Origin of the sequence: Microbacterium sp. HD4P20 (genome assembly GCF_019449275.2) — a bacterium.
Taxonomy (GTDB): Bacteria; Actinomycetota; Actinomycetes; order Actinomycetales; family Microbacteriaceae; genus Microbacterium.
In genome coordinates this window covers 1-18,939 of sequence record NZ_JAHZQZ020000013.1, presented here as the reverse complement: position 1 = coordinate 18,939, position 18,939 = coordinate 1, and the positions used below count along the sequence as shown (strand labels likewise).

Below are 18,939 nucleotides of genomic sequence, written 5' to 3'. Positions count from 1 at the left end.
GCGTGTCAGCGGGCCGTCGCGGACGCTCGGCGACGCCCGATCACGACCGCCGCAGCACCGGCGACGACGAACAGGATGCCACCGCCGATCCAGAGCGGACTCATCGAGCCGCCCGTGGCCGGCAGCGCGCCAGTCGGGATCTCACCGCTGGCCGCGACGATCGTGACGGGCGTCCATCCGATCACGGTGCCGTCCGCGGCGAACACCGCGAGCCTATGCTCGCCGGGCGCGGCATCGAGCGGCACGCGCACGGCGATCGCGCCCGCGGTGTTCGCCTGAGCCCAGTCGCCCCCGAGCAGCGTCGGCGTCGAGAACAGCCACGCGGCCGTCCACTTGCCGGCGTGGTCTTCGCCCAGTTGCAGCGTGACGATCTGCCCCTGGGTGAGGGTCGTGCTGCTCAGGCCGAACCGGTTCTGCGCGCCACCGTCGAGCTCGTCTCCCGTGCGCGGCTGAGGCGCCTCGCTCGGCTTCTGCGGCTCCTGCGGTCCGCCGCCCGGATCACCGTCGTTCACCTGCACGATCACGGGGGCCGACTCTGCGATTGCCTCGTGGTCGTGGTTGTACAGCCGCGCGATGATCGCCGCGCCGTCGTCTGCAGCGGCGACCTCTCGCGTCAGGGTGGCTGCCAGCTGACCCGGGATGACCGAATAGTCCTCGGCCCCGGCCGGCTTGATGAACCAGTGCCAGTGGTCCTCACCGGTGTCAGGATCCTGCGACGCGGTGAGCGTCATCGTGTCGCCTGCGTCGTAGACCTCGGCGAGACCATCGACCGTGAGTGTCGTCTCGACCGGGTCCTCGCCCGCGACGACATTCAGCAGCACAGGCGGCGCCTCGACATACGACCGTCCGTCGTCGAACGTGAGCCGCGCGAAGACCGCCGCCCCGTCGAACTCGGTCGTCGCGGCGAACAACAGTTCCGCGCCGTGCTCGTCCTCGACCAGCATCGCCGCGTCTTCGCCCGGCTTCTGGACGTACCACTCCCATCGGCTGAGAACGGAATCCGGCGAGACGGATGCCGTCAGCGTGACCTCGTCGCCCTCTTCGTACTGCTCGGCCAAGCCGCTGATCGTCGCCTTCTCTTGAGGGGCGGCACCGTGGTCGTCGACATGGATCGTGGCCGTCTCGCTCGTCGCGAGGAGCTCACCCGCGGCGGTACGAAGTTCGGCCTTCACGAGCGTGCCGTCCAGCGCCTGCTGAGCCCGCACCTCATGGCTCGGTGCGGTGACGCCTTCGATCGCGACGAACTCGTCCTGGTCGGGCCGCTGCCACAACCAGCGCCATGTATCGGTGTCGCTGGCGACGGGGTCGGCCTTCGCGTTGAGGCGGATCGTCCCGCCCTGGTGGTAGTGACCCGACAGCGAGTCCAGCAGCACGAGCTGCTCGCCCGGTGCGGCATCCGTCACGCGCACCTGCTTCGAGACGGAACCGACCGCATAGCCGGTGCTCGCATCGGTCACTTCGAGGATGAGGTACGAGTTGTCCATGCCTGCGACGATGGGCAGCGAGACCGACGGGGCCGTGGCGCCCTCGATCGCCTCCCATCCGCCGTCGCTCTGGAGGTACCACTGGTAGTCCGCCCCGTCGCGCGCGGGGTGCAGGTCGGCATCGGCCTGAAGCGTGTCGCCGACACGATAGACGGACTGGATGCCCGACACCTGCAGCTCCCGGTTCTCGATCTGCGTCGAGATCGCCGCCGAACGGCCGACCACGGCCCCGTCTGCGCCGAGGATCTCGTAGGCGAACTCGCTGTAGCCGAGCGCCGCGGGATCGATGAGGTAGGGGTTCGTCCCGAGCGGAGTGTTCCACTCCGACGTCGCACTCCAGGTCATGACGTACGGAGTGGGGCGGGCGACCCAGCGGCCGGTCTCGCCGTCCGCAAGCGGACGATGGTCGACGGTCACTTCCACATCGTCGCCGCGGTAGTACGACTCAGCGAGAGGACTGACGTCGACGGTTTCTCCCTGACCGACGTTCGGCCCCTCGACATCCACCGTGTACCAGGCGGTCTGCTGGACGGTCTTGCGGTCGGCGTCGATGATCTTCACCGAGACTTGCGCCCCGTCGAAGGCCACGGTCGCGTCCCTCGAGATGCGCTCCGTGCCGGTGAGGGCGGCACTGGTGTACTCCGTCTGCCCCTCGCCGGCTCGAACCAGCCAACGCCATTGCTGTCCCTCGGTGAGCGTCGCGCCGCCGACCCGGAGCTCGATGCTCTCGCCTGCGCGGTAGCTCTCCGCGAGGCCGTAGACGCCGAACTCTTCTTCGGTTCCCTCCTCCGTGACGGTGACCGTCACCCCGGTCGACGCCGATGCGGAAGCGAGGTTGGCGACGTCGGGAACGAAGCGCGCTGTCAGCTGCCTGGATCCCAGGCCGAGCGAGCTCGTGTGGAAGGACGCCATGCCGTCCACGACCGTCTCGTGTCCCAGCACGGTCTCACCGTCGAGGAACTCCACGTACCCTGCGACGCCCGCCGGCGAGACGGCGGCTTCGAGAGTGACCGGCTCGCCGAGCAGGACGGCGCCGGGAGTCGCGGACAGGCTCGTCTGCGTTGTGACCGCCTCCGGCGCATCGCCCACCACGAAGGTGTAGGTCGCCTGGTCGGTCCGGGGCTGACCACCGATCGTGACCGCGCCTTCGACCGTGACCTCGTACGTGCCGGCGGCGGTGAAAGCCCAGTTGGCGTGCATGTGAGTGCGTCCGACGTCGAACGTCTTGAGGTCTTCGTCGGACGACCAGAGCCGACTCGGCGTGCCGAACCCACCGATCGTGAAGAGCTCCAGATCGCCGGGGCCCTCGACGTCCACGAGCGTGAAGGACGTCTTGTCCGCGTCGACCCCGCCCGGCGCGATCGACTCGGTGGAGAATCCGGGCCACAGTCGTCCGGCCGCGTTCGGGTTCGACTCGGGCGCGATCCAGACCGTCGATCCGCCGGGCGCGATGAAGTCGAAGCCCGACGGGGGCAACTGCATCTGCGCCTCGTTCTCGAGGTGGAACCAGATGGCGTCGGGATCGAAGCGCGTTCCGTTGCCTTCAGCCACGTCGGCCTTGGAGCCGAGCACGAATTCGCCCTCGTCCAGGAACGTCGAAACGGCGTCGGTATGGATGCCGGCGATGACGCGGTACTCGTTGGGCGATGGCGCCGGGCCCTCTGCCGCAGCGGCCGCACCGGCGGGCAGTGCGACTGTGCTCGCAGCGACGGCCAGCGCCGTCAGGACGGCCGCCGACCTGCGTCGGGGTGGGGAATGGGTGATCACTGGGATCGTCCTTTCTTGTGGGTGTGTCGATGCCTGTCAGGTGGCTGGAGTGGCGGATGAGTTCACGGAACGGTGGCGTACTGTTCCGCCGCCGCCGCGACGCGGTTGTTGTACTCGACGCTCGGGTTGTAGGCCGAGATCGCCGCGATCCATCGATCAGGGGCTGTCATGTCGCCTCCGACCTCGCACAGGTACACGGCGGCGCCAAGGGCCGCATCGTCGATCTGATGGATGTCGGTCTCGCCGTCCCCGTTGCCGTCCTGCCTGTAGGCGGCCCACGTCTCGGGGATGAACTGCATCGGTCCGACGGCGCGATCCCACGTGCTGTCGGTGTCGAGACGACCGCCGTCCGTGTCGCGGATCGCCTCCGTACCGTTCCCGTCGAGTGGGATGCCGATGATCCACGGCTGAGCCACACCGTCGGGGCTGATCGAAGAGCCGTTGATGGTGCCGTGCTCCGACTCCACGAGACCGATGCCCGCCAGCGTGTTCCAGCCGAGTCCGCACCCCGGGTGCGTCTCGGCCACCGCCAACACCGCACCGGCATACGCCAGCAGCGCGCGCTCGGGAATGCCGGCGTCGCGGGCGACCCGCTCGACCCAGCGTTCGTCGGGACGTGCGGTTGCGGCATCCGTCGACCGCGGCGAGGGTGAGGGCGGATCCACCGCTCGGATCGTCGATGACGGTGTCGTCGTCGGCGTCGATGCAGCCGTCGCGGAGTCAGCGGTGTCTGCCGACCAGATCGCCGCGCCGATCGTTCCCGCGCCCACGACGGCGAGGACGATCGTCGTCATCGCCCACGCCCAGGGGAAGCGGCGCGGAGACGTGGGCTCAGCCGGCCGTTCGCCGTCGCCGGCGTCGACGAGATCGTCGAACTTGTCGATCCGGCCTGTCATCGTGAGACCCCCGTCAGAGCCCGGTCGACCGGCCGATCATCATCGAGCGCTCCCTGGGTGTGGGCGGTCGGCGGCGTGTCCGGCGCCACGCGCCTCACTCGCATCTTGGACATCAGTCCCTGCCGCGGAGCGAAGAACCACGAGAGGAGGAAGGCGGCTGTTAGAACCAGAACGATCGTTCCGCCCGTGGGAAGGTCCCACGACCACGACACATACAGGCCCACGAGTGCCGCGGTCCCCCCGATGAGCGGTGAGAGGAACATCATCATGCCGAGGCGATCCGTCAGGAGCCTCGCCGTCGCTGCCGGGGTGATGAGCAGCGCGAGCACGAGGATGTTCCCGATGGCCTGCACGCTGATCACGACGGCGAGGGTCACGAGCACATAGAGCACGAGGTCGAGCCAAAAGACCCGCACCCCCATCGCGAGGGCCGATTCGCGGTCGAGGCTGATGGTCACGAGCTCTTTGTGAAGCGCGAAGACCACCGCGAGCACGAGCACCCCGGTGCCGGCGACGACGTAGAGGTCCGAGTCGGGGATGCCGGTGATGGCACCGAAGAGGAACTGCTGCAGCGAGCCGGCGTAGCCGGGCGCCTGCGAGATGATGACGATGCCCAGGGCGAACGCGGCGACGAAGAAGACTCCGATGACGGAGTCCTCCTTCAGGCGCCTGTTCTGCGAGAACACGGCGATGAGGACGGCGGTCAGTATCCCGGCGAGTGTGCCGCCGAGGATGAGGTTGCCCGAGACGACGAACGCCACCGCCAGACCGGGGAAGACGGCGTGTGCCACCGCGTCGCCGATAAAGGCCATTCCGCGCAGCACGACGTAGGTGCCGACCACGCCGCACACGATCGACGACATGACGGCGACGGCGAGGGCCTTGGGGAGGAAGGCGAGCTCGGGGTTGAAGAGGTCGGCGAGGAAGTCGAGTGGATTCATCGTCACGCCGCCTTCAGCATGCGCAGGAGCGCCGAGTCGGCTGCCACACCGAAGGCCGCCATCCACAGTTCGGGATCCGCCGCGAGGGGCTGCGGCTGTCCAGTGGCGATGATCGTCCGGTTGAGCAGGGCGATCCGGTCGCAGGTGTACAGCGCAGAAGGAATGTCGTGCGTGGTCATGAGCACGGCGTGCCCTTCGCGTGCGAGCTCGCCGAAGAGCTGCGACAGCAGGTCTTGCGTCGGCATGTCCAGGCCGGTGAACGGCTCGTCCAGCAGCAGCACCGCCGGCTGCAGCACGAGCGCACGCGCCACGAGCACCCGCTGCCGCTGCCCGCCCGAGAGCTGACCGACGGGTCTTTCGGCCAGATCGGTCATCCGCACGCGGTGCAGTGCGTCAGCGACGGCGCCCCACTCGGTTGCGCCAGGCCGCCGCAGCAGCCCCAGCCGGCCGGTCAGGCCTGTGGCCACGACCTCAGCCACGTTGATCGGAAACTCCCACGCGAACTCGTGTCGCTGCGGCACGTAGCCCAGAGAAGACCTGCCGGGCTTGGCCGTCCGCCCTTCGACGAGCACGCGTCCGCTGACGGGGGCGACGAGTCCGAGAATCGTGCGCAAGAGCGTGGTCTTGCCCGCGCCGTTCGGACCGATCAGCCCCACGAGCTCGCCACGGTTCACGGTGAGATCGACGTCGTGCAAGACGGGCCTGCCGGCCAGCTCCACCGCCACGCCCTGCACCTCGAGCGGCGCGCCGGTCACGACTGCGTCCTTTCGCCTCGAGCGCCGGTCGCGGATGCCGACGCGAGAGCTTGCCGGCGTGCTCTGCGGCCCCGGACCACGACGACGACGACTGCTGCGATCAGGCCGGCGGTCACGACGCCGATGGCGCCGAGGAGGATGGGCACGAGCGGGTCCTCCACCTCGACGGCGCCTTGCGCCACGGCAGCGTCATCGGACTCGGGCGCGCCCGGGCTGGGATCGGCCGCGCCGCCGGTGTCTTCATCCCCCTGCCACTGCGCCGCGAGGGCTTCAGCGGGATCGGTGGCGGATCCCACCGCGAAGCGAAGCACTTGACTATCGCTGACCGTCGTCCCGTCGATGAGGTCGGCCTCGGCCTGGAAGCGCATGAGGTAGACGCCGGGCTCGGTGAACACCCAGTTCGCATGGGTGTGGGTGTTCACGTCGACCCACGCCTCCTGCGCATCGGGCACGCGCGAGTCGAAGAGCACTTGGGGCTCGCCGAACGATCCCGACTGCAGGTACGTGGTCGCGATTCCCGGGCCCTGCACGCCGGTCAGCGAGAGCGTCACCCCGCGGTCGATGGCCTGCATCACCTCGGGGTCCTGGGTGTTCCATCCGAGCCAGACCACCTCCGGGTGCTGCGTCTGCGGCACGACCCACACCGTCTCGCCGGGCGCGGCGCCCACGAACTCGTAGGCGGGGTCGTCGGGAACCGTGAGCTGACCGGCATCGAGCACGTGGAAGACCGTCTGGTCGGGAAAGCGCCACACACTCGCCGCGTTCGCGTCGGCCTTCGCGACATCGTCGTGGATGAGAAACGTCCATCGGCCGTCGACGAACTTCGGGCCCATGTCGACGTGGCCGGCATCGAGAACGCGCTCGCCTTCGACCACGGCCATGTCGGCGTCGAGTGTCTGATCGAGGCCTTCGTCATCGGTCGCTCCGGCAGGAGCGATGATTGCGGCGGCGAGGGCGATCGCGGCCGCCGCCCGCGCGAGCGGCGACCTCAGCCGCGACAGGAATCGTGCATTCATGTGTGTGGGGTCGATCTTTCGGTGAGAGGGATGCCGTGGCGGAGGTCATCCGGCGAGGCATCGGTGCAGGGAGTCGGCGTTGAACCGCAGAAGTTGGGTGTAGCTGGTGACGGTGTCGTCGAATGCGTCGCCGTAGATGAGACAGACCTCGACGTCCTGCTCGGCGGCAAGCTCGGTCAGCGCAGACGCGCGTGCTGCGTGGTTCGGCTCGAGGAAGACGGCGGGAATCCCCAGCGTCCGCAGCGTCTCGGTCAGCTTCCTCCGGTCGGCGAGCGAGGGCTCGGTCGCGGGATTCGGTGAGACGAAGCCGGCGATCTCGATGTCATAGGCCTCGGCGAGATACCCGAACGCATCGTGAGAGGTCACGAGGTACCGCCGCGAGGGCGGGATGTCAGCGATCGTTGTGCGCACGTATGTGTCGACCTCTGCCAGCTCGGTGAGATAGGCGGCTGCGTTGTCGCGGTACACGCGCGCGTTGGCCGGATCGACGCCGATGAGCGTGTCGCGGATGAGCTGCACGTACGCCATTCCGTTGCGCGCGTTCTGCCACAGGTGGGGATCGATCTCGCCGTGGACGTGCTTGCCGAGCACCGCCTGAGGGAGCTGATAGATTTGCCGGCCCGGCCGTCCGAGGAATCCGAAGGCGGCGCCCGCGGGCACCTCCGAGAGTGCACGCGGCGGCACATCGATCACGACGTCGTCGGCGCCCAGCGTGCGCTGGGTGTGGTCGTCTCCCCCGGCGGGGTCGTGGCGGATGACGAGAGCCTCACGATCGAGGTCGACGGTGATGTCGGCGTGGCCGTCGTCCAGCACGACGGCGTCGGAGCGGCCCGCCTCGGCAGGATCGACACCGACCGCGAACGTGAACGTCGACGTCGCGAGGTCATGGGGGCGCGACACGTCGTCGACCTGGATGCGTGACGAGAAGGTGAGCCGATAGATGCCCGGCTCAGAGAACGCCCACGACATGTGCGTGTGAGCGTCCGCCGGGAGCGACATGGTGTCGTGACGATAGCCATCGCTGGAATCGAAGCCGTCGGTGGAGTCGAAGTACACATCGGTGTCGCCGAATGTGCCCGTGAGATACGCGAAGACGTCACCCGGGCCTTCGGCATCCGTCATCGACACCAGCACGTTCGACGAGCGCGTCGCCCCGAAGCGCTCCCCCGCTCCGTGGGCGCGCATTCCCAGCCACAGGGTGTCGAGGTTCACGTTCTCGACGAGCGGGATGATCTCCGCGGCGTACTTCACCGCTTCCTCTGCGAGCGACACCGACACCGCATCGGGCCCGAGGTTGGCGTCGAGCGTCTTGATGATGTTGTGCTCTTCGAGCAGGGCGTAGTTGCTGAAGGCGACATCCGCATACACCGCGTTGCGGGCATCTCGCAGAGTCGGCTCGTAGGTGTGCGGATCGGCACCGTCCGGCACGAGCGAAGCGACATCGACATGGGTGCCGCCGACCTGCTCGACCATGTCGCGCAGGAGGCCGGTCGTCGTGAGCACCTGCAGACTGTCGTCCTCGGCGGCCAGGACGGGCTTTGCCATGCACCCGGTGAGGATCAACGCCGCGGCGGCAAACGCTGCGACGGCGGCCGGCAGGCGCGGCGTCATGGGGCACCGCCGGGGCGCGACGTGGCAGCTCGGCGCCACAGCACTCCGCTTCCGGCGGCGGCAACGAGCAGGAGCGCTCCCAGGATGCCGAGCAAGAGCGGCACCGTCGAGCCTCGTGCCGCGGTGGCGATGGCCGCGGGGTTCTCGGCAGCCGTCTCGGGTCCTGCGTCGGCCGCCGATCGGTCCCGGACAATCGCCGCCACGTCGACGGGCGACTGCACCGCCGCCTGGAGCTCTTCGCTCTCGTCGTCGGTGAAGGTCAGCGCCGCCGGGGCACCGCAGACACCGCCGGTGGCGGAGCGGGGATCGACATCACCGACGACGATCACAAGGGTCTCGGTATCGGAGCTGACAGTCCCGTCGGCGAGGGTCGCTGTCTGCGTCGACGTGATGCGATACACGCCTTCGGCAGAGAACGCCCAGTTGCCATGAGCGTGAACACCCAACGGGATGCTGTACGCCCCGCGCCCGTCGAACACCATCTGCTGGACACCGCCGAACGATCCAGACAGGTAGATCTTGACGCTGCCCGGACCACTGACGGCGTCGATCGTCCAGCGCACGGCGCCGCGCGTGTTGCCGGCGTTGAGCGACTCCGTGTTCCACCCCAACCAGATCAGCTCGGGGTTCTGCGTCTGCGGAACCTGCCATACGGTCTGACCGGGTGCGCCGACCTGCCCGAATCCGGCAGGGAGCGTCACGCGCGCGGACGGCTTCAGCCACAGCACGGTGCCCGCGGGTTCGCGATACACCTTGCTGCCGGACGTGTCGTCACCGATCAGCGATTGCAGTCGCCCTTCGACCAGGCGGGTCGCGTAGTCGATGTGTCCGGCGGACAGGATCATCGCTGCCGCCGTGCACTGCGTGGCCGCGACCTCGTGTGCCGGTGGCGTCACGACGCCGGCACCCGGGTCGACGGGGGGAGGCGGCGGCGGTTCGGTTCCGGGGGCGGGTTCGACGGAGTCGGTGCACTCGGCCGGATCGAGATCCATCACATCGGCCGTGCCGACGGCGATCGTCAGGACGAACGACTCCGAGGCGGTGCTTCCTCCTGTCAGCTGCGCCGCTCGCTGCATGGCGAGGCAGTACACCCCTTCAGCCGAGAAGGCCCACGAGCCGTGCGCGTGCGTGTTCCTGGGGATGGTGAAGGCGTCGGCGCCGGATACTCCGTCGCGCGTACTGAAGAGCACCCGAGGCTGACCGAAAGAGTCGGTCTCATACAGCGCGAATTCGCCCGGTCCGTCGATGTCGGCAAGGGACCAGGACACTCCACCAGAGGTCGCCGGCGCGGGCACGGACTCTGTCGACCAGCCCGGCCACAGCAACCCCTCCTGCTGGGTCTGCGAGACCTGGTGGAAGCGCGCACCGGCGGCACCGAGGAACTCCCAGGCGTCGCCGGTGGGGACCGTCGCCGTCGCGTGCGGGAGGATCTGCAGCACCGTGTCGGCCGGATCGCGCCAGACGGCCTCCGATGTCTGCGTCGTGTCCTTGATCTTGGACACGAGCCGGCCTTCCTCCAGTGTCGCTGCCACGTCGACATGTCCATCGTTGAGCACGACGGCACCGTGGTCGTTGATCGTGCCGTTGTCGACGTCCCAGTGACCGGGAGTCGGAGTGGGAGTCGGCGTCGAGGTCGGGGTTGGCGTCGGCGTAGACGTCGGCTCGGGCGTCGACGTCGGGTCGGGCGTCGACGTCGGGTCGGGAGTGGAAGTCGGTTCCGGCGTGGAGGTCGACTCGGGCGTCGCTCGCGGCGACTCTTCGATGCCACCACTCCACGACGAGGCCCCGGCGGGCAGGCCGAGGCTGAGCGCGCCGAATGTGAGGGCGCCGACGATCAGCGTGGCGTTGACGGCGAACCGGCGTCGGCCAGGGCGGGACGGGAGGGGCATTTCACGATCTCTGGTCGGGTGGTTCGGGCTCACCGGCACCGCGAGGGTGAGGAGTTCCGCAACGAATCAGCGAGTGATACTGAGAATCATTCTCATTGGTATCCTGTGGTGCGCGATGCCTGCTGTCAAATCAATCGCCGCCGGCCCTATCGGACGGGGCACCCTTGCGTGCGTGGCCTAGTGTCTTGTCATGGCCACGACCGCGACGGCGTACCTCACCGGCTTCGGTCGATATCTCCCCGGCGATCCCGTCGACAACGACGGCATCGCGGCGCGTCTCGGTGGTGACGACGCGGTGACGCAGCGGATCCGTCGCCGCGTGCTCGATGCCAACGGCATCCGGCAGCGCCACTACGCCCTGGACGAGGAGGGCGAACCGACCGAACTCAACGAGGAGCTGGCCGTCAAAGCGCTGCGTGCGGCGCTCGACGATCGAGGGATCGACGCTGCGGATCTGCGCATGCTCGCGTGCGCCACCACGATGGGCGACGTGCTCGTGCCGGGGTTCGCCTCGATGGTGCACGGCCGCCTCGGCGGTGGGCCCATGCAGCTGCTGTCGGCATCCGGAGTGTGCGCGTCGAGTCTCGCGGCGCTGGATGCCGCGGTCAGCAAGATCCGCCTCGGGGATCACCCGCGCGCCGCGGTCGTCGGCTCGGAACTGGCCAGCCGCAGCCTGCGGCAGCGCCGGTACGACGGCATCCGGGCGGGCATGGACTCCCATTTCCTGCGCTGGATGCTGTCGGACGGCGCGGGCGCCGTCGTGGTCGAGTTCCAGCCCCACCCGACCCGGCCCTCGCTGCGAGTCGACTGGGTGAGACAGGTCTCGCTGGCACACGAATACGACGTCTGCATGCGCGCCGGGATGAGTGGCGTCGATCCGGTCGTCGGCCGCACGTGGCAGGACGTCGACATCGCTGAGGCCGAAGCGGCGGGCATGTTCCTGCTGCGGCAGGACGTCAGCGTCCTGGACGATCTGGCCGATGCCGGCATCCGGCAATTCGAGGAGCTGGTCGACATCGGACTCGTCGATGTGCGTCACCTCGACCACGTCATCTGCCACTACAGCACGAACGCGTTCCGCGACGTCGCCTTCGATGCACTCCGGCGCCGCGTGCCCACCCTCGACACCGACCGCTGGTTCTCCAACCTCGAGACCCGCGGCAACACCGGATCGGCGAGCATCTTCATCGCCCTCGAGGAGGCATGGAGCACCGGCCGCTTCGCGCCAGGCGACACCGTCCTGCTGGCGGTGCCCGAATCAGGCAGGTTCTCGTTCGCCTTCGCCCACCTGACAGTGGTCGCCCCACCCTCACCGCAAGGAGCACCGACGTGACGATCAGTTCGACCACCACGGCCCACGAGGCCCCGGCCGCCGGTGCGAACAGCCTCTTCGAGAGGCTCGCCGAGGTGTGGCGCGAGCTGGAGGAGCGCCTCGAGCGCGTACCGGTGCTGAGTCGGCTCGCCGAGGGCACGGTGACCCTCCAGGACTACCAGCGGCTGCTGTTCAACCTCAGGCAGCAGGTCGTCGACGGGTCGCCGTGGATCTCGCGGGCCGCGTCGAACTTCGACATCGACCACTTCGAGCTTCGCGCGGCAGCGATTCGCCATGCCGAAGAGGAGCACCGTGACTACCTCATGATCGAACGGGACTACGTCGCGATCGGCGGCTCGCTGGATGAACTGCGGGCCGGTCGTAAGAACGTGGGCTCTGAAGCGCTCTCGGGCTACATGTTCCACTACGCCGACCAGCCCAACCCGGTCGGGCTGCTCGGCGCGATGTTCATCATCGAGGGACTGGGCGCCCAGCGCGCGGCCGGATGGGCCGCCCGGTTCCAAGAAGTGCTCGGGCTCGCCGACAACCAGGTCCACTTCATGACGTACCACCAGACGGCCGACAGTGCGCACACCGGCGATCTCGAAGCCATCCTGACCTCCGGCCTCATCGACGACGACGCAGCCGACGAGATCGTCCGTTGCGCCCAGGTGGTGGCGCGGCTCTACGCACTGCAACTGGAAGAGCTGGATCGCTGACATGCCGGCGCCGCGACCGTCAGTCCCGGAGTTCGTCGGGTCCGATCCGAGCATGTGGGAGGCGATCTACGCCGATCCATCGGTGCCGTTGGACCGCGCGCTGGTGCGGCAGATCATCGACGACCAGCGACGGATGTCACGACGCTGGCTGTATCCGATCGCCCGCGTCTTCTCGCGCGTGCTCGTGGCGCTCATCTCGATCGTCAAGCGCGTGCTGCCGTTCCGGTGGATGCCGCTTCCGGTCATGGACCGGCTCTGCGTGTGGTTCCTGCGGCGATTCGTCTCACCCGACGCCGTCGAGCTGCTGATCCGGCACTTCGTCGTCGAGACCAATCTGGTGAACTTCATCATCCGCAACACGGGCGTCGAGATGGGGCCGGTGACGCTGCGCCCCGAGACGCTCGCGGGGCTCGGCGATCAAGCGGTCGTCGAGCATGACGTCAACGTCTACGACGTGCTGATCGCGTTGGACGGCGTGCCGTTGACCCCACCCGAGACGCTGGATTTCGCCCAGCTCGACATCCCTCGCCTCGACGCCGAACGCGGACGGCGCAGACTGCTGCGTCTCGACATCCAGACCGCGCTGTGCTTCATGAACATCCCGTTCTCGATGGCGCTCACGGTCGAGGAATACCGGCGCGCGGTGCACTCCATCCGGTTCGACGACTCGTTCCTCGAGATCCTCGCGCTCGTGTGCGACGACGACACGTTCCGCCATTGGAAGCTCGCCGGCATGAGCCTGTGGATGGACTCGAACGTCGATGTGCCGCGCATGGTCTACCGCCACGCGCTGGTGTGCGAGTACGCGCACGCGCAACTGGTGAAGCTTGCCGGCGGCGCCTACCCGCGGCACACCAACGTCGAGTTCGACTGACGCCGGCCGATCGGACGACCGAGCTCAGCCTTCGAAATCCTCGGGCTCGACGTCGTCGAGGAAGCGCTTGAACTCGTCGAGCTTCTCGGCGGCATCGGTCTCTGTCAGCACGTCCGGCACGCCCGCCTCGGCCATCACGGGCTCTGCCACCCACATGCTCGCGCCCACGCGCGAAGCCAGGGCGACGGCATCCGACGGTCTCGCGTCGACGATGCGGTCGCCGAGCGCGGTCGTGAGCGTGATCTCGGCGAAGAAGGTGCCCTGATCGATGCGGGTCACCTCGACGCGCGTCACCTCGGCTCCGAGGGTCTCCAGCAGCGACCGCATCAGGTCGTGCGCGAGCGGCCGCGGCACCGGCGCCTTCTCCACGGCGACCAGGATCGACGTCGCCTCGAGCTGGCCGACCCAGATGGGCAGGACCATGCCGTCGCCGGGGATCTCATCCACGGGCTTGAGCAGCAGCACGTGCTGTCCTGTCGCATCGAGTGCGACACCGGCCACGCGAACCTGGACCATCGTGCCCCCTCTCGACACCACTGCGACGACTGTTCCTCTGCCATCGTAAGCACGGCTCACGGGGACGGGACAGGGGTTGCGCCTACTGCGGGAGGATGAGCTCATACCGGTGACCCGACACCGGTATGACACCGCCGTCGACCGGCGACGCGTACGAGATGTGCCCGGCATCGCGCCAGCCTTCGCGCTCGTAGAAGCGCCGCGCCCGCGCGTTGCCCGTCGCCACCGCGAGCCAGGGCTGCGGGTGTCCCGCCTCGAGCAGCCAACGCGCTCCCTCGGCGAGGAGGTCACGGGCGACCCCGGTGCCCCGCGCCGACGCGTCGACGAAGAGCTGCTCCAGCTCGTCGCCCTTGAGCGTGACGAACCCCACGACGACGCCATCGACCTCGGCAACGAGGGTCCGGTCGATCATGCCGGCCGCACGCGTGCGGAACGAATCCGAGTCGCGAAGTGCGACGAGTTCGTCGGGAACGTGTCCGAGATGCGCCTCGAGCCACGCGATCTCCCACACCTCGGCGATGCGCGGCGCGTCGTCGGGCGTAGCCGGCCGGATGGTCGTCACCGCGTCAGATTACAGCGGCCGCCGGTCCGCAGACAGGACGCATTCACCGGAATGGATGCCGAGGGCATACCGTTGCACGCACTATGCAGCGCTTCGGAACCCTCTCATTCGGACACTACGGCCCTCTCGGCGGCGGCCGCCAGCTCACCGCGGCCGACTCGATGCTCCAGGCGATCGACCTGGCTCAGGGAATGGACGAGCTCGGCGTCAACGGGGCCTACCTCCGTGTGCACCACTTCGCGCGTCAGCAGTCCTCGCCGATGCCGCTGCTCGCGGCGATCGCCGCGCGCACGAACCAGATCGAAGTCGGAACCGGGGTCATCGACATGCGCTACGAGAACCCGCTGTATCTGGCGGAGGAAGCGGCATCCGTCGATCTCATCTCTGGCGGAAGACTCGCCCTCGGCGTCAGCCGCGGCTCACCCGAGTCGGTCGTGCGCGGCTACGAGGCGTTCGGCTACACCGGGTCTCGCGATCCGCGCGGCGCCGATCTCGCCAGGGAGCACTTCGAGCTGTTCCTGCGCGCCGTCGAGGGCGAGGGTCTCGCCGAGCGGGACGCTTCGTCACCGTTCGGCGGCGGCACCGGGATGCAGCGCGTCGAGCCGCACTCCCCCGGCTTGCGTTCGCGCATCTGGTGGGGTGCGGGCAACCGCGACTCGGCCGAATGGGCCGGCCGTCGCGGCGTGAACCTCATGTCGTCGACGCTCCTCACCGAGGCCGACGGTACGCCCTTCGACCAGCTGCAGGCGCAGCAGATCGACGCGTTCCGCGCCGCGCGGCGCGAGGCTGGTCACGACGGCGAAGCCCGAGTATCGGTGAGCCGCTCGATCTTTCCGATCACCACCGCCGAAGACGAGATGTACTTCGGTGGTCGCCAGGACGGCGATCAGATCGGCGTGATCGATGGCATGCGGTCGACCTTCGGCAAGACCTACGCGGCAGAGCCGGATGTGCTGATCGAGCAGCTGAAGCAGGACGCCGCGATCGCGAGCGCCGACACTCTCATGCTCACGATCCCCAGCCAGCTGGGCGTCGAGTTCAACCTGCGTGTGGTGGAGTCGTTCGCGAAGCTCGTGGCTCCGAGCCTCGGGTGGGAGCCCACCACCGACTGAACCGGCGGCGCGTCAGTCCACGACCCGGAACAGTTCCACGTACGTCGGCGCCTCGCTGCCCCGGGCGTACACCGGGATCCGGTCGATGGGCGTCGGCACCGTGATCGTCCGGCCCCCGGCGATGGACTCACCGGTCCACACATCGGTCCACTCGCCCGCCGGCAGGTACACCGTCCGCTCCGCAGCGTCCGGTTCGAGCACAGGTGCGATCAGCAGGTCGTCGCCCAGCAACCACTGCGCCTCTCCGATCCAGACCTGCGGGTCTTCGGGCCACTCGAAGAACAGCGGACGCATGAGAGGGGCATCCGTCGCGATCGCGTTCGCTGCCGAGCGCTCGAGGTACGGCACCAGGCGCTCACGGAGCTTGGTGTACCGGCGGAACAGCGGAATCACGCGCTCGTCGCCGGTGCGCTCGGCGATGTTCCAGGGCGTGCGGTCTCGTGAGGGCGACCGGTGGTGGTTGAACTCGGAGTGGTACTGCATGATCGGGACGAACGCCGACGCCTGCGCCGCCCGGATGAAGAGCTCGGCCGTCGGGATCTCTCCCGAGAACCCCGCGATGTCCCAGCCCCAGTAGACGATGCCGGACGCGGCTGCGGTGAGGCCGGCGTTCATCGACCAGCGGAACGCCTCCCACGTCGAGTTCTCATCGCCCGCCCAGAACGCGCCGTGCGCCTGAGAGCCCGTGAAACCGGCACGACTGAAGGTCACGGGCGCCTTGCCGGCGGACTCCAGCAGCCGGCCGTACGCCTTCGCGTAGGAGACCGGGAAGGTGTTGTTCTTCTCATCGCCGCGGCGACCGTCGAGGTAGACCAGCTCGGAACCCCACGCGTGCTCGCCGCCGTCGGTCTTGAAGCCGTCGATGCCGATCTCTTCCACGAGGTAGCGCCGCTTCTCGGTCCACCAGGACGCCGCACGCTCGTCGGTGAGATCGGGCATGAGACCCAACGGAAACCACCAGCCACGATTGCGATACGGGCGGGTGCCGCCCTTGGGATCGGGCTCTCGGATCAGGACGTCCTCCCGGATTGCAGCGTGCGCGTCGGCGGCGACCTGACCCTGCGGGTGCGGCCGCATCTTGATCAGCGGGATCTGCCACAGATGCAGACGGATGCCGCGGGCGTGCAGGTCGTCGGTCATGCCTTTGGGATCGGGCCAGGCGCCGTCGGGCGGGAAGGTGAAGTCCGACAGGCGGTGCGGTCCACCGTCTTCGTTCACTCGATACTCCGCGTCGCGGAAGACCGTGAACGTCGACTCGTCGCTCCACGCCTCGATCACGATCGAACCGACCGGGATGTCGTGGCGACGGTGCAGCTCGGCCTGTCGCAGCACCTCCTGCTGCGTGTTCCACTCGTTGCCGCTCGCCCACAGCCGGAACACCCACGCCGGCAGCTCGGTCGCGCGGCCGACGCGGTCGAGGAACGCCCCGAGCACCTCGACCGGCGTGCCGTCGAAGATCCGCAGCGCGAGCGGCCCGATCTCTCCGACCTCCGCTTCGACGGCGAGCCGGGAAGCGTCGGACCGGCCGACGTCGAACCAGACGCGCCGGGATGTGTCGACGTGGAAGCCCCACCCCTCGCCGCCGATGACGTGGGCGAACGGCATCGGCAGGTACGTCTTGCGCTCGGCGCCCTGGCTCTTGTACTGCTCGAACACGACAGAGTCCAGCTCGGCGCCGGTCTGGTCGACGGCGTCGTAGCGCTCGCCGAATCCGGTCACGTGCTCGTTCGCGCCCAACGGCAGCGCGAACCGCACGCGCCACGCGCGCCGTCCATCGTGCAGCTGGTCGACTGAGCCCGGGATGACGCGGCCGCGGCCGTGCTCGGCGAGCGCTTCGGGAGCGGCAGCCCACCTGGCAGCGCGGAACTCGAACCACCGCGTGCGCTCGACGCTGCCGGAGCTGCGCGTGGCGGTGAATCGATAGCGGTACGTGCCGCCGAACCGCAGTGACGGCGTCGTGGCCTGCCATCCGCCGGCGGTGCGCGCGAGTCTGCTCGCCGCCGACGCGAGGTGTCCTCCGTCGGTCACACGACCGCGCGAGGTGGTCGCCACGCGGTCGAGAGGCAGCTCGACCGTTTCGACGTCGGCGGTGGCGTCATCCGGTCTCCACTCGATGGTGCAGTTCGCCGCGACGACGTCGGCGTCGGCCCGAAGGCCGAGCGTCGCGGTCTCGCCCTCGAGCGGGACGACGGGCCATCGCTGCTCGGTGTCGACCGAGTACGGGTGGCCCGAGCCGGCGGGTCGGTGGCGGATCATCGGCTGAAGCCTTCCTGCGGGAGGGCGGTGTGTGATGGGAAGTCTTCGGCGCGCAGGCGTCCGAGCTCCAGCCCGAGCCGCAAGAACATGGCATGACTCCACAGGAGAGGTGTCGCCACCGTGCCCCATCGGTCGATCCACGGCTGCTGCATGCGCGGGGCGATGAGGTGATGGGTGACCTGCTCCGGCAGATGCAGGTCGGTCGTCGCCGTCCCCGCCACCCAGTCGAAGTACTCCTCCGCGCGCTCGCGATCACCGGCGGCGAGGTGCGCGAGCGCCAGGAAGCACGTCAGCAGCGGCCACTGGCCGCCGCCGAAGAACGTGTCGCCCAGGTAGCGGTGCACGCCGCCCTCGACGGCGAGGTGCGACTCGAGCACGTCGATCGTGGCCCGGCCGACGTCCGATCCGGCGCCCACGAACCCGAGCGGCGCGATCGCTGCGGCCAGGCTCCCGTCGACTGCGGTGCTGCCGAGCCACTTGATGAGGTGCCCGTCCGCCGTGCCCCGCGTGGCGACGAGATCGCGGATCTCATCGGTGGTCGCCGCGATGGCCGCCGACTGCGCGTCGTCGACCAGCCGTGCACGTGCGACCGCGCCGAGACCCGCAGCGATGCAGGCGAGCGTCGAGACGTGAACGTGCTGGGCGTGCTCCTCCCACCAGTCGTAGCAGGGGCGCTGCCAGGAGACGAGCAGGTACTCGGCCGTCAGCTGCACGGCATCGCGGTAGCGCGCGCCATCCAGACCGTGCCGCTCGAGATGCTCCACGAGTGCCCACAGCCACGTGCCATAGCCGTCGAGCTGGAAGTCCCACCACTCGTCCGCGCCATCCTCCCCCGCGAACGTGAACCGTGCCGGCAGCATGTGCTCGGCCGCGGGGGGCCGACCTTCGCGTGTCTCAGCGACGATCCAGCGGATGTGATCCGCGCGGCGCACCAGCACCTCGGCGCACCAGTCGTAGAACCGGCTCGCCGAATCCGCCTCGCCGGCAGCCGACGCGGCGTCCGCGATGAAGGCGCCGTCACGCAGCCAGCTGTATCCGACGTACGCCGAGAACGTCGGGCTGGCTGGGTACGCACCCTCAGGTGTCTGCAGTTCGGTGATGAGACGGATGCTGCGGGCGGCGAGGTGCTCGACGTCCGGGGTCGCGGGCGACGCCGGGGAGGGCGCGGCGGGAAGTGTGTCAGTCACGGGGGTCCTTCGAAACGGGTCGCGTCCGCGGCGGGGGCTGCC

At 68.9% G+C, this 18,939-nt stretch carries 15 protein-coding genes; 4 read left to right on the top strand and 11 right to left on the bottom strand.

Features of this window, described 5'->3' with window-relative positions:
- Window positions 1-5: 5 nt before the first annotated feature.
- The 7 genes from K0817_RS08010 to K0817_RS07980 all read right to left on the bottom strand — a co-directional run bounded on the left by K0817_RS08010 (window position 6) and on the right by K0817_RS07980 (window position 10,359).
- A complete protein-coding gene (locus tag K0817_RS08010) occupies window positions 6-3,251 on the bottom strand; it encodes a choice-of-anchor M domain-containing protein (protein ID WP_219980830.1) in 3,246 nt (1,081 codons plus the stop codon).
- A 62-nt stretch (window positions 3,252-3,313) separates the two neighbouring features.
- Complete coding sequence (locus K0817_RS08005; protein WP_253735256.1) at window positions 3,314-4,147, bottom strand: lytic transglycosylase domain-containing protein; 834 nt, start codon at window positions 4,145-4,147, stop codon at window positions 3,314-3,316.
- Window positions 4,144-5,088: an anchored repeat-type ABC transporter permease subunit gene (locus K0817_RS08000; protein ID WP_219980829.1), complete on the bottom strand. Its 945-nt coding sequence runs from the start codon at window positions 5,086-5,088 to the stop codon at window positions 4,144-4,146. The genes K0817_RS08005 and K0817_RS08000 overlap by 4 nt, the downstream gene beginning before the upstream one ends.
- A gap of 2 nt (window positions 5,089-5,090) precedes the next feature.
- Window positions 5,091-5,843, bottom strand: coding sequence for an anchored repeat-type ABC transporter ATP-binding subunit (locus K0817_RS07995; protein WP_253735255.1), 753 nt, complete (start codon window positions 5,841-5,843; stop codon window positions 5,091-5,093).
- Window positions 5,840-6,859, bottom strand: coding sequence for a choice-of-anchor M domain-containing protein (locus K0817_RS07990; RefSeq protein WP_253735253.1), 1,020 nt, complete (start codon window positions 6,857-6,859; stop codon window positions 5,840-5,842). Before K0817_RS07990 ends, K0817_RS07995 begins: the two co-directional genes overlap by 4 nt.
- 45 nt (window positions 6,860-6,904) lie before the next feature.
- Complete coding sequence (locus K0817_RS07985; protein ID WP_253735252.1) at window positions 6,905-8,404, bottom strand: anchored repeat ABC transporter, substrate-binding protein; 1,500 nt, start codon at window positions 8,402-8,404, stop codon at window positions 6,905-6,907.
- Window positions 8,405-8,466: 62 nt separating this feature from the next.
- On the bottom strand, window positions 8,467-10,359 hold the full coding sequence (locus K0817_RS07980; protein ID WP_219980827.1) for a TIGR03773 family transporter-associated surface protein: 1,893 nt from the start codon (window positions 10,357-10,359) through the stop codon (window positions 8,467-8,469).
- Between the two features lie 190 nt (window positions 10,360-10,549).
- Between K0817_RS07980 and K0817_RS07975 the strand changes: the two genes are divergently transcribed.
- The 3 genes from K0817_RS07975 to K0817_RS07965 are packed head-to-tail and all read left to right on the top strand — an operon-like array spanning window position 10,550 to window position 13,264.
- Window positions 10,550-11,692, top strand: a complete 1,143-nt coding sequence (locus K0817_RS07975; protein ID WP_219980826.1) for a 3-oxoacyl-[acyl-carrier-protein] synthase III C-terminal domain-containing protein — start codon at window positions 10,550-10,552, stop codon at window positions 11,690-11,692.
- Window positions 11,689-12,390: an iron-containing redox enzyme family protein gene (locus K0817_RS07970; RefSeq protein WP_219980825.1), complete on the top strand. Its 702-nt coding sequence runs from the start codon at window positions 11,689-11,691 to the stop codon at window positions 12,388-12,390. The genes K0817_RS07975 and K0817_RS07970 overlap by 4 nt, the downstream gene beginning before the upstream one ends.
- Window positions 12,391-12,442: 52 nt before the next feature.
- On the top strand, window positions 12,443-13,264 hold the full coding sequence (locus K0817_RS07965) for a hypothetical protein (RefSeq protein ID WP_253735251.1): 822 nt from the start codon (window positions 12,443-12,445) through the stop codon (window positions 13,262-13,264).
- Window positions 13,265-13,288: 24 nt separating this feature from the next.
- On the opposite strand, the gene K0817_RS07960 is transcribed toward K0817_RS07965, so the two are convergent.
- Together K0817_RS07960 and K0817_RS07955 are read right to left on the bottom strand one after the other, a co-directional pair.
- Window positions 13,289-13,780, bottom strand: a complete 492-nt coding sequence (locus tag K0817_RS07960; RefSeq protein WP_219980823.1) for a bifunctional nuclease family protein — start codon at window positions 13,778-13,780, stop codon at window positions 13,289-13,291.
- Window positions 13,781-13,862: 82 nt separating this feature from the next.
- Window positions 13,863-14,342, bottom strand: coding sequence for a GNAT family N-acetyltransferase (locus K0817_RS07955; protein ID WP_219980822.1), 480 nt, complete (start codon window positions 14,340-14,342; stop codon window positions 13,863-13,865).
- An 83-nt stretch (window positions 14,343-14,425) separates the two neighbouring features.
- On the opposite strand from K0817_RS07955, the gene K0817_RS07950 reads away from it, so the two are divergent.
- Complete coding sequence (locus K0817_RS07950; RefSeq protein WP_219980821.1) at window positions 14,426-15,454, top strand: LLM class flavin-dependent oxidoreductase; 1,029 nt, start codon at window positions 14,426-14,428, stop codon at window positions 15,452-15,454.
- A 12-nt stretch (window positions 15,455-15,466) separates the two neighbouring features.
- Here K0817_RS07950 and K0817_RS07945 read toward each other — a convergent pair whose 3' ends face one another.
- Both K0817_RS07945 and K0817_RS07940 read right to left on the bottom strand, forming a co-directional pair.
- Complete coding sequence (locus tag K0817_RS07945; protein ID WP_219980820.1) at window positions 15,467-17,710, bottom strand: TIM-barrel domain-containing protein; 2,244 nt, start codon at window positions 17,708-17,710, stop codon at window positions 15,467-15,469.
- Complete coding sequence (locus K0817_RS07940; RefSeq protein WP_219980819.1) at window positions 17,707-18,897, bottom strand: glycoside hydrolase family 15 protein; 1,191 nt, start codon at window positions 18,895-18,897, stop codon at window positions 17,707-17,709. The genes K0817_RS07945 and K0817_RS07940 overlap by 4 nt, the downstream gene beginning before the upstream one ends.
- Between the last annotated feature and the right edge of the window lie 42 nt (window positions 18,898-18,939).

Excerpts from the sequence above, each read along its gene's own strand:
- K0817_RS08000 (WP_219980829.1), bottom strand. The coding sequence starts at position 5,088 with ATGAATCCACTCGACTTCCTCGCCGACCTCTTCAACCCCGAGCTCGCC.
- K0817_RS07980 (WP_219980827.1), bottom strand. The coding sequence starts at position 10,359 with ATGCCCCTCCCGTCCCGCCCTGGCCGACGCCGGTTCGCCGTCAACGCC.
- K0817_RS07945 (WP_219980820.1), bottom strand. The coding sequence starts at position 17,710 with ATGATCCGCCACCGACCCGCCGGCTCGGGCCACCCGTACTCGGTCGAC.
- K0817_RS07960 (WP_219980823.1), bottom strand. The coding sequence starts at position 13,780 with ATGGTCCAGGTTCGCGTGGCCGGTGTCGCACTCGATGCGACAGGACAG.
- K0817_RS07950 (WP_219980821.1), top strand. The coding sequence starts at position 14,426 with ATGCAGCGCTTCGGAACCCTCTCATTCGGACACTACGGCCCTCTCGGC.
- K0817_RS07975 (WP_219980826.1), top strand. The coding sequence starts at position 10,550 with ATGGCCACGACCGCGACGGCGTACCTCACCGGCTTCGGTCGATATCTC.
- K0817_RS07965 (WP_253735251.1), top strand. The coding sequence starts at position 12,443 with ATGTGGGAGGCGATCTACGCCGATCCATCGGTGCCGTTGGACCGCGCG.
- K0817_RS08005 (WP_253735256.1), bottom strand. The coding sequence starts at position 4,147 with ATGACAGGCCGGATCGACAAGTTCGACGATCTCGTCGACGCCGGCGAC.
- K0817_RS07990 (WP_253735253.1), bottom strand. The coding sequence starts at position 6,859 with ATGAATGCACGATTCCTGTCGCGGCTGAGGTCGCCGCTCGCGCGGGCG.
- K0817_RS07985 (WP_253735252.1), bottom strand. The coding sequence starts at position 8,404 with ATGGCAAAGCCCGTCCTGGCCGCCGAGGACGACAGTCTGCAGGTGCTC.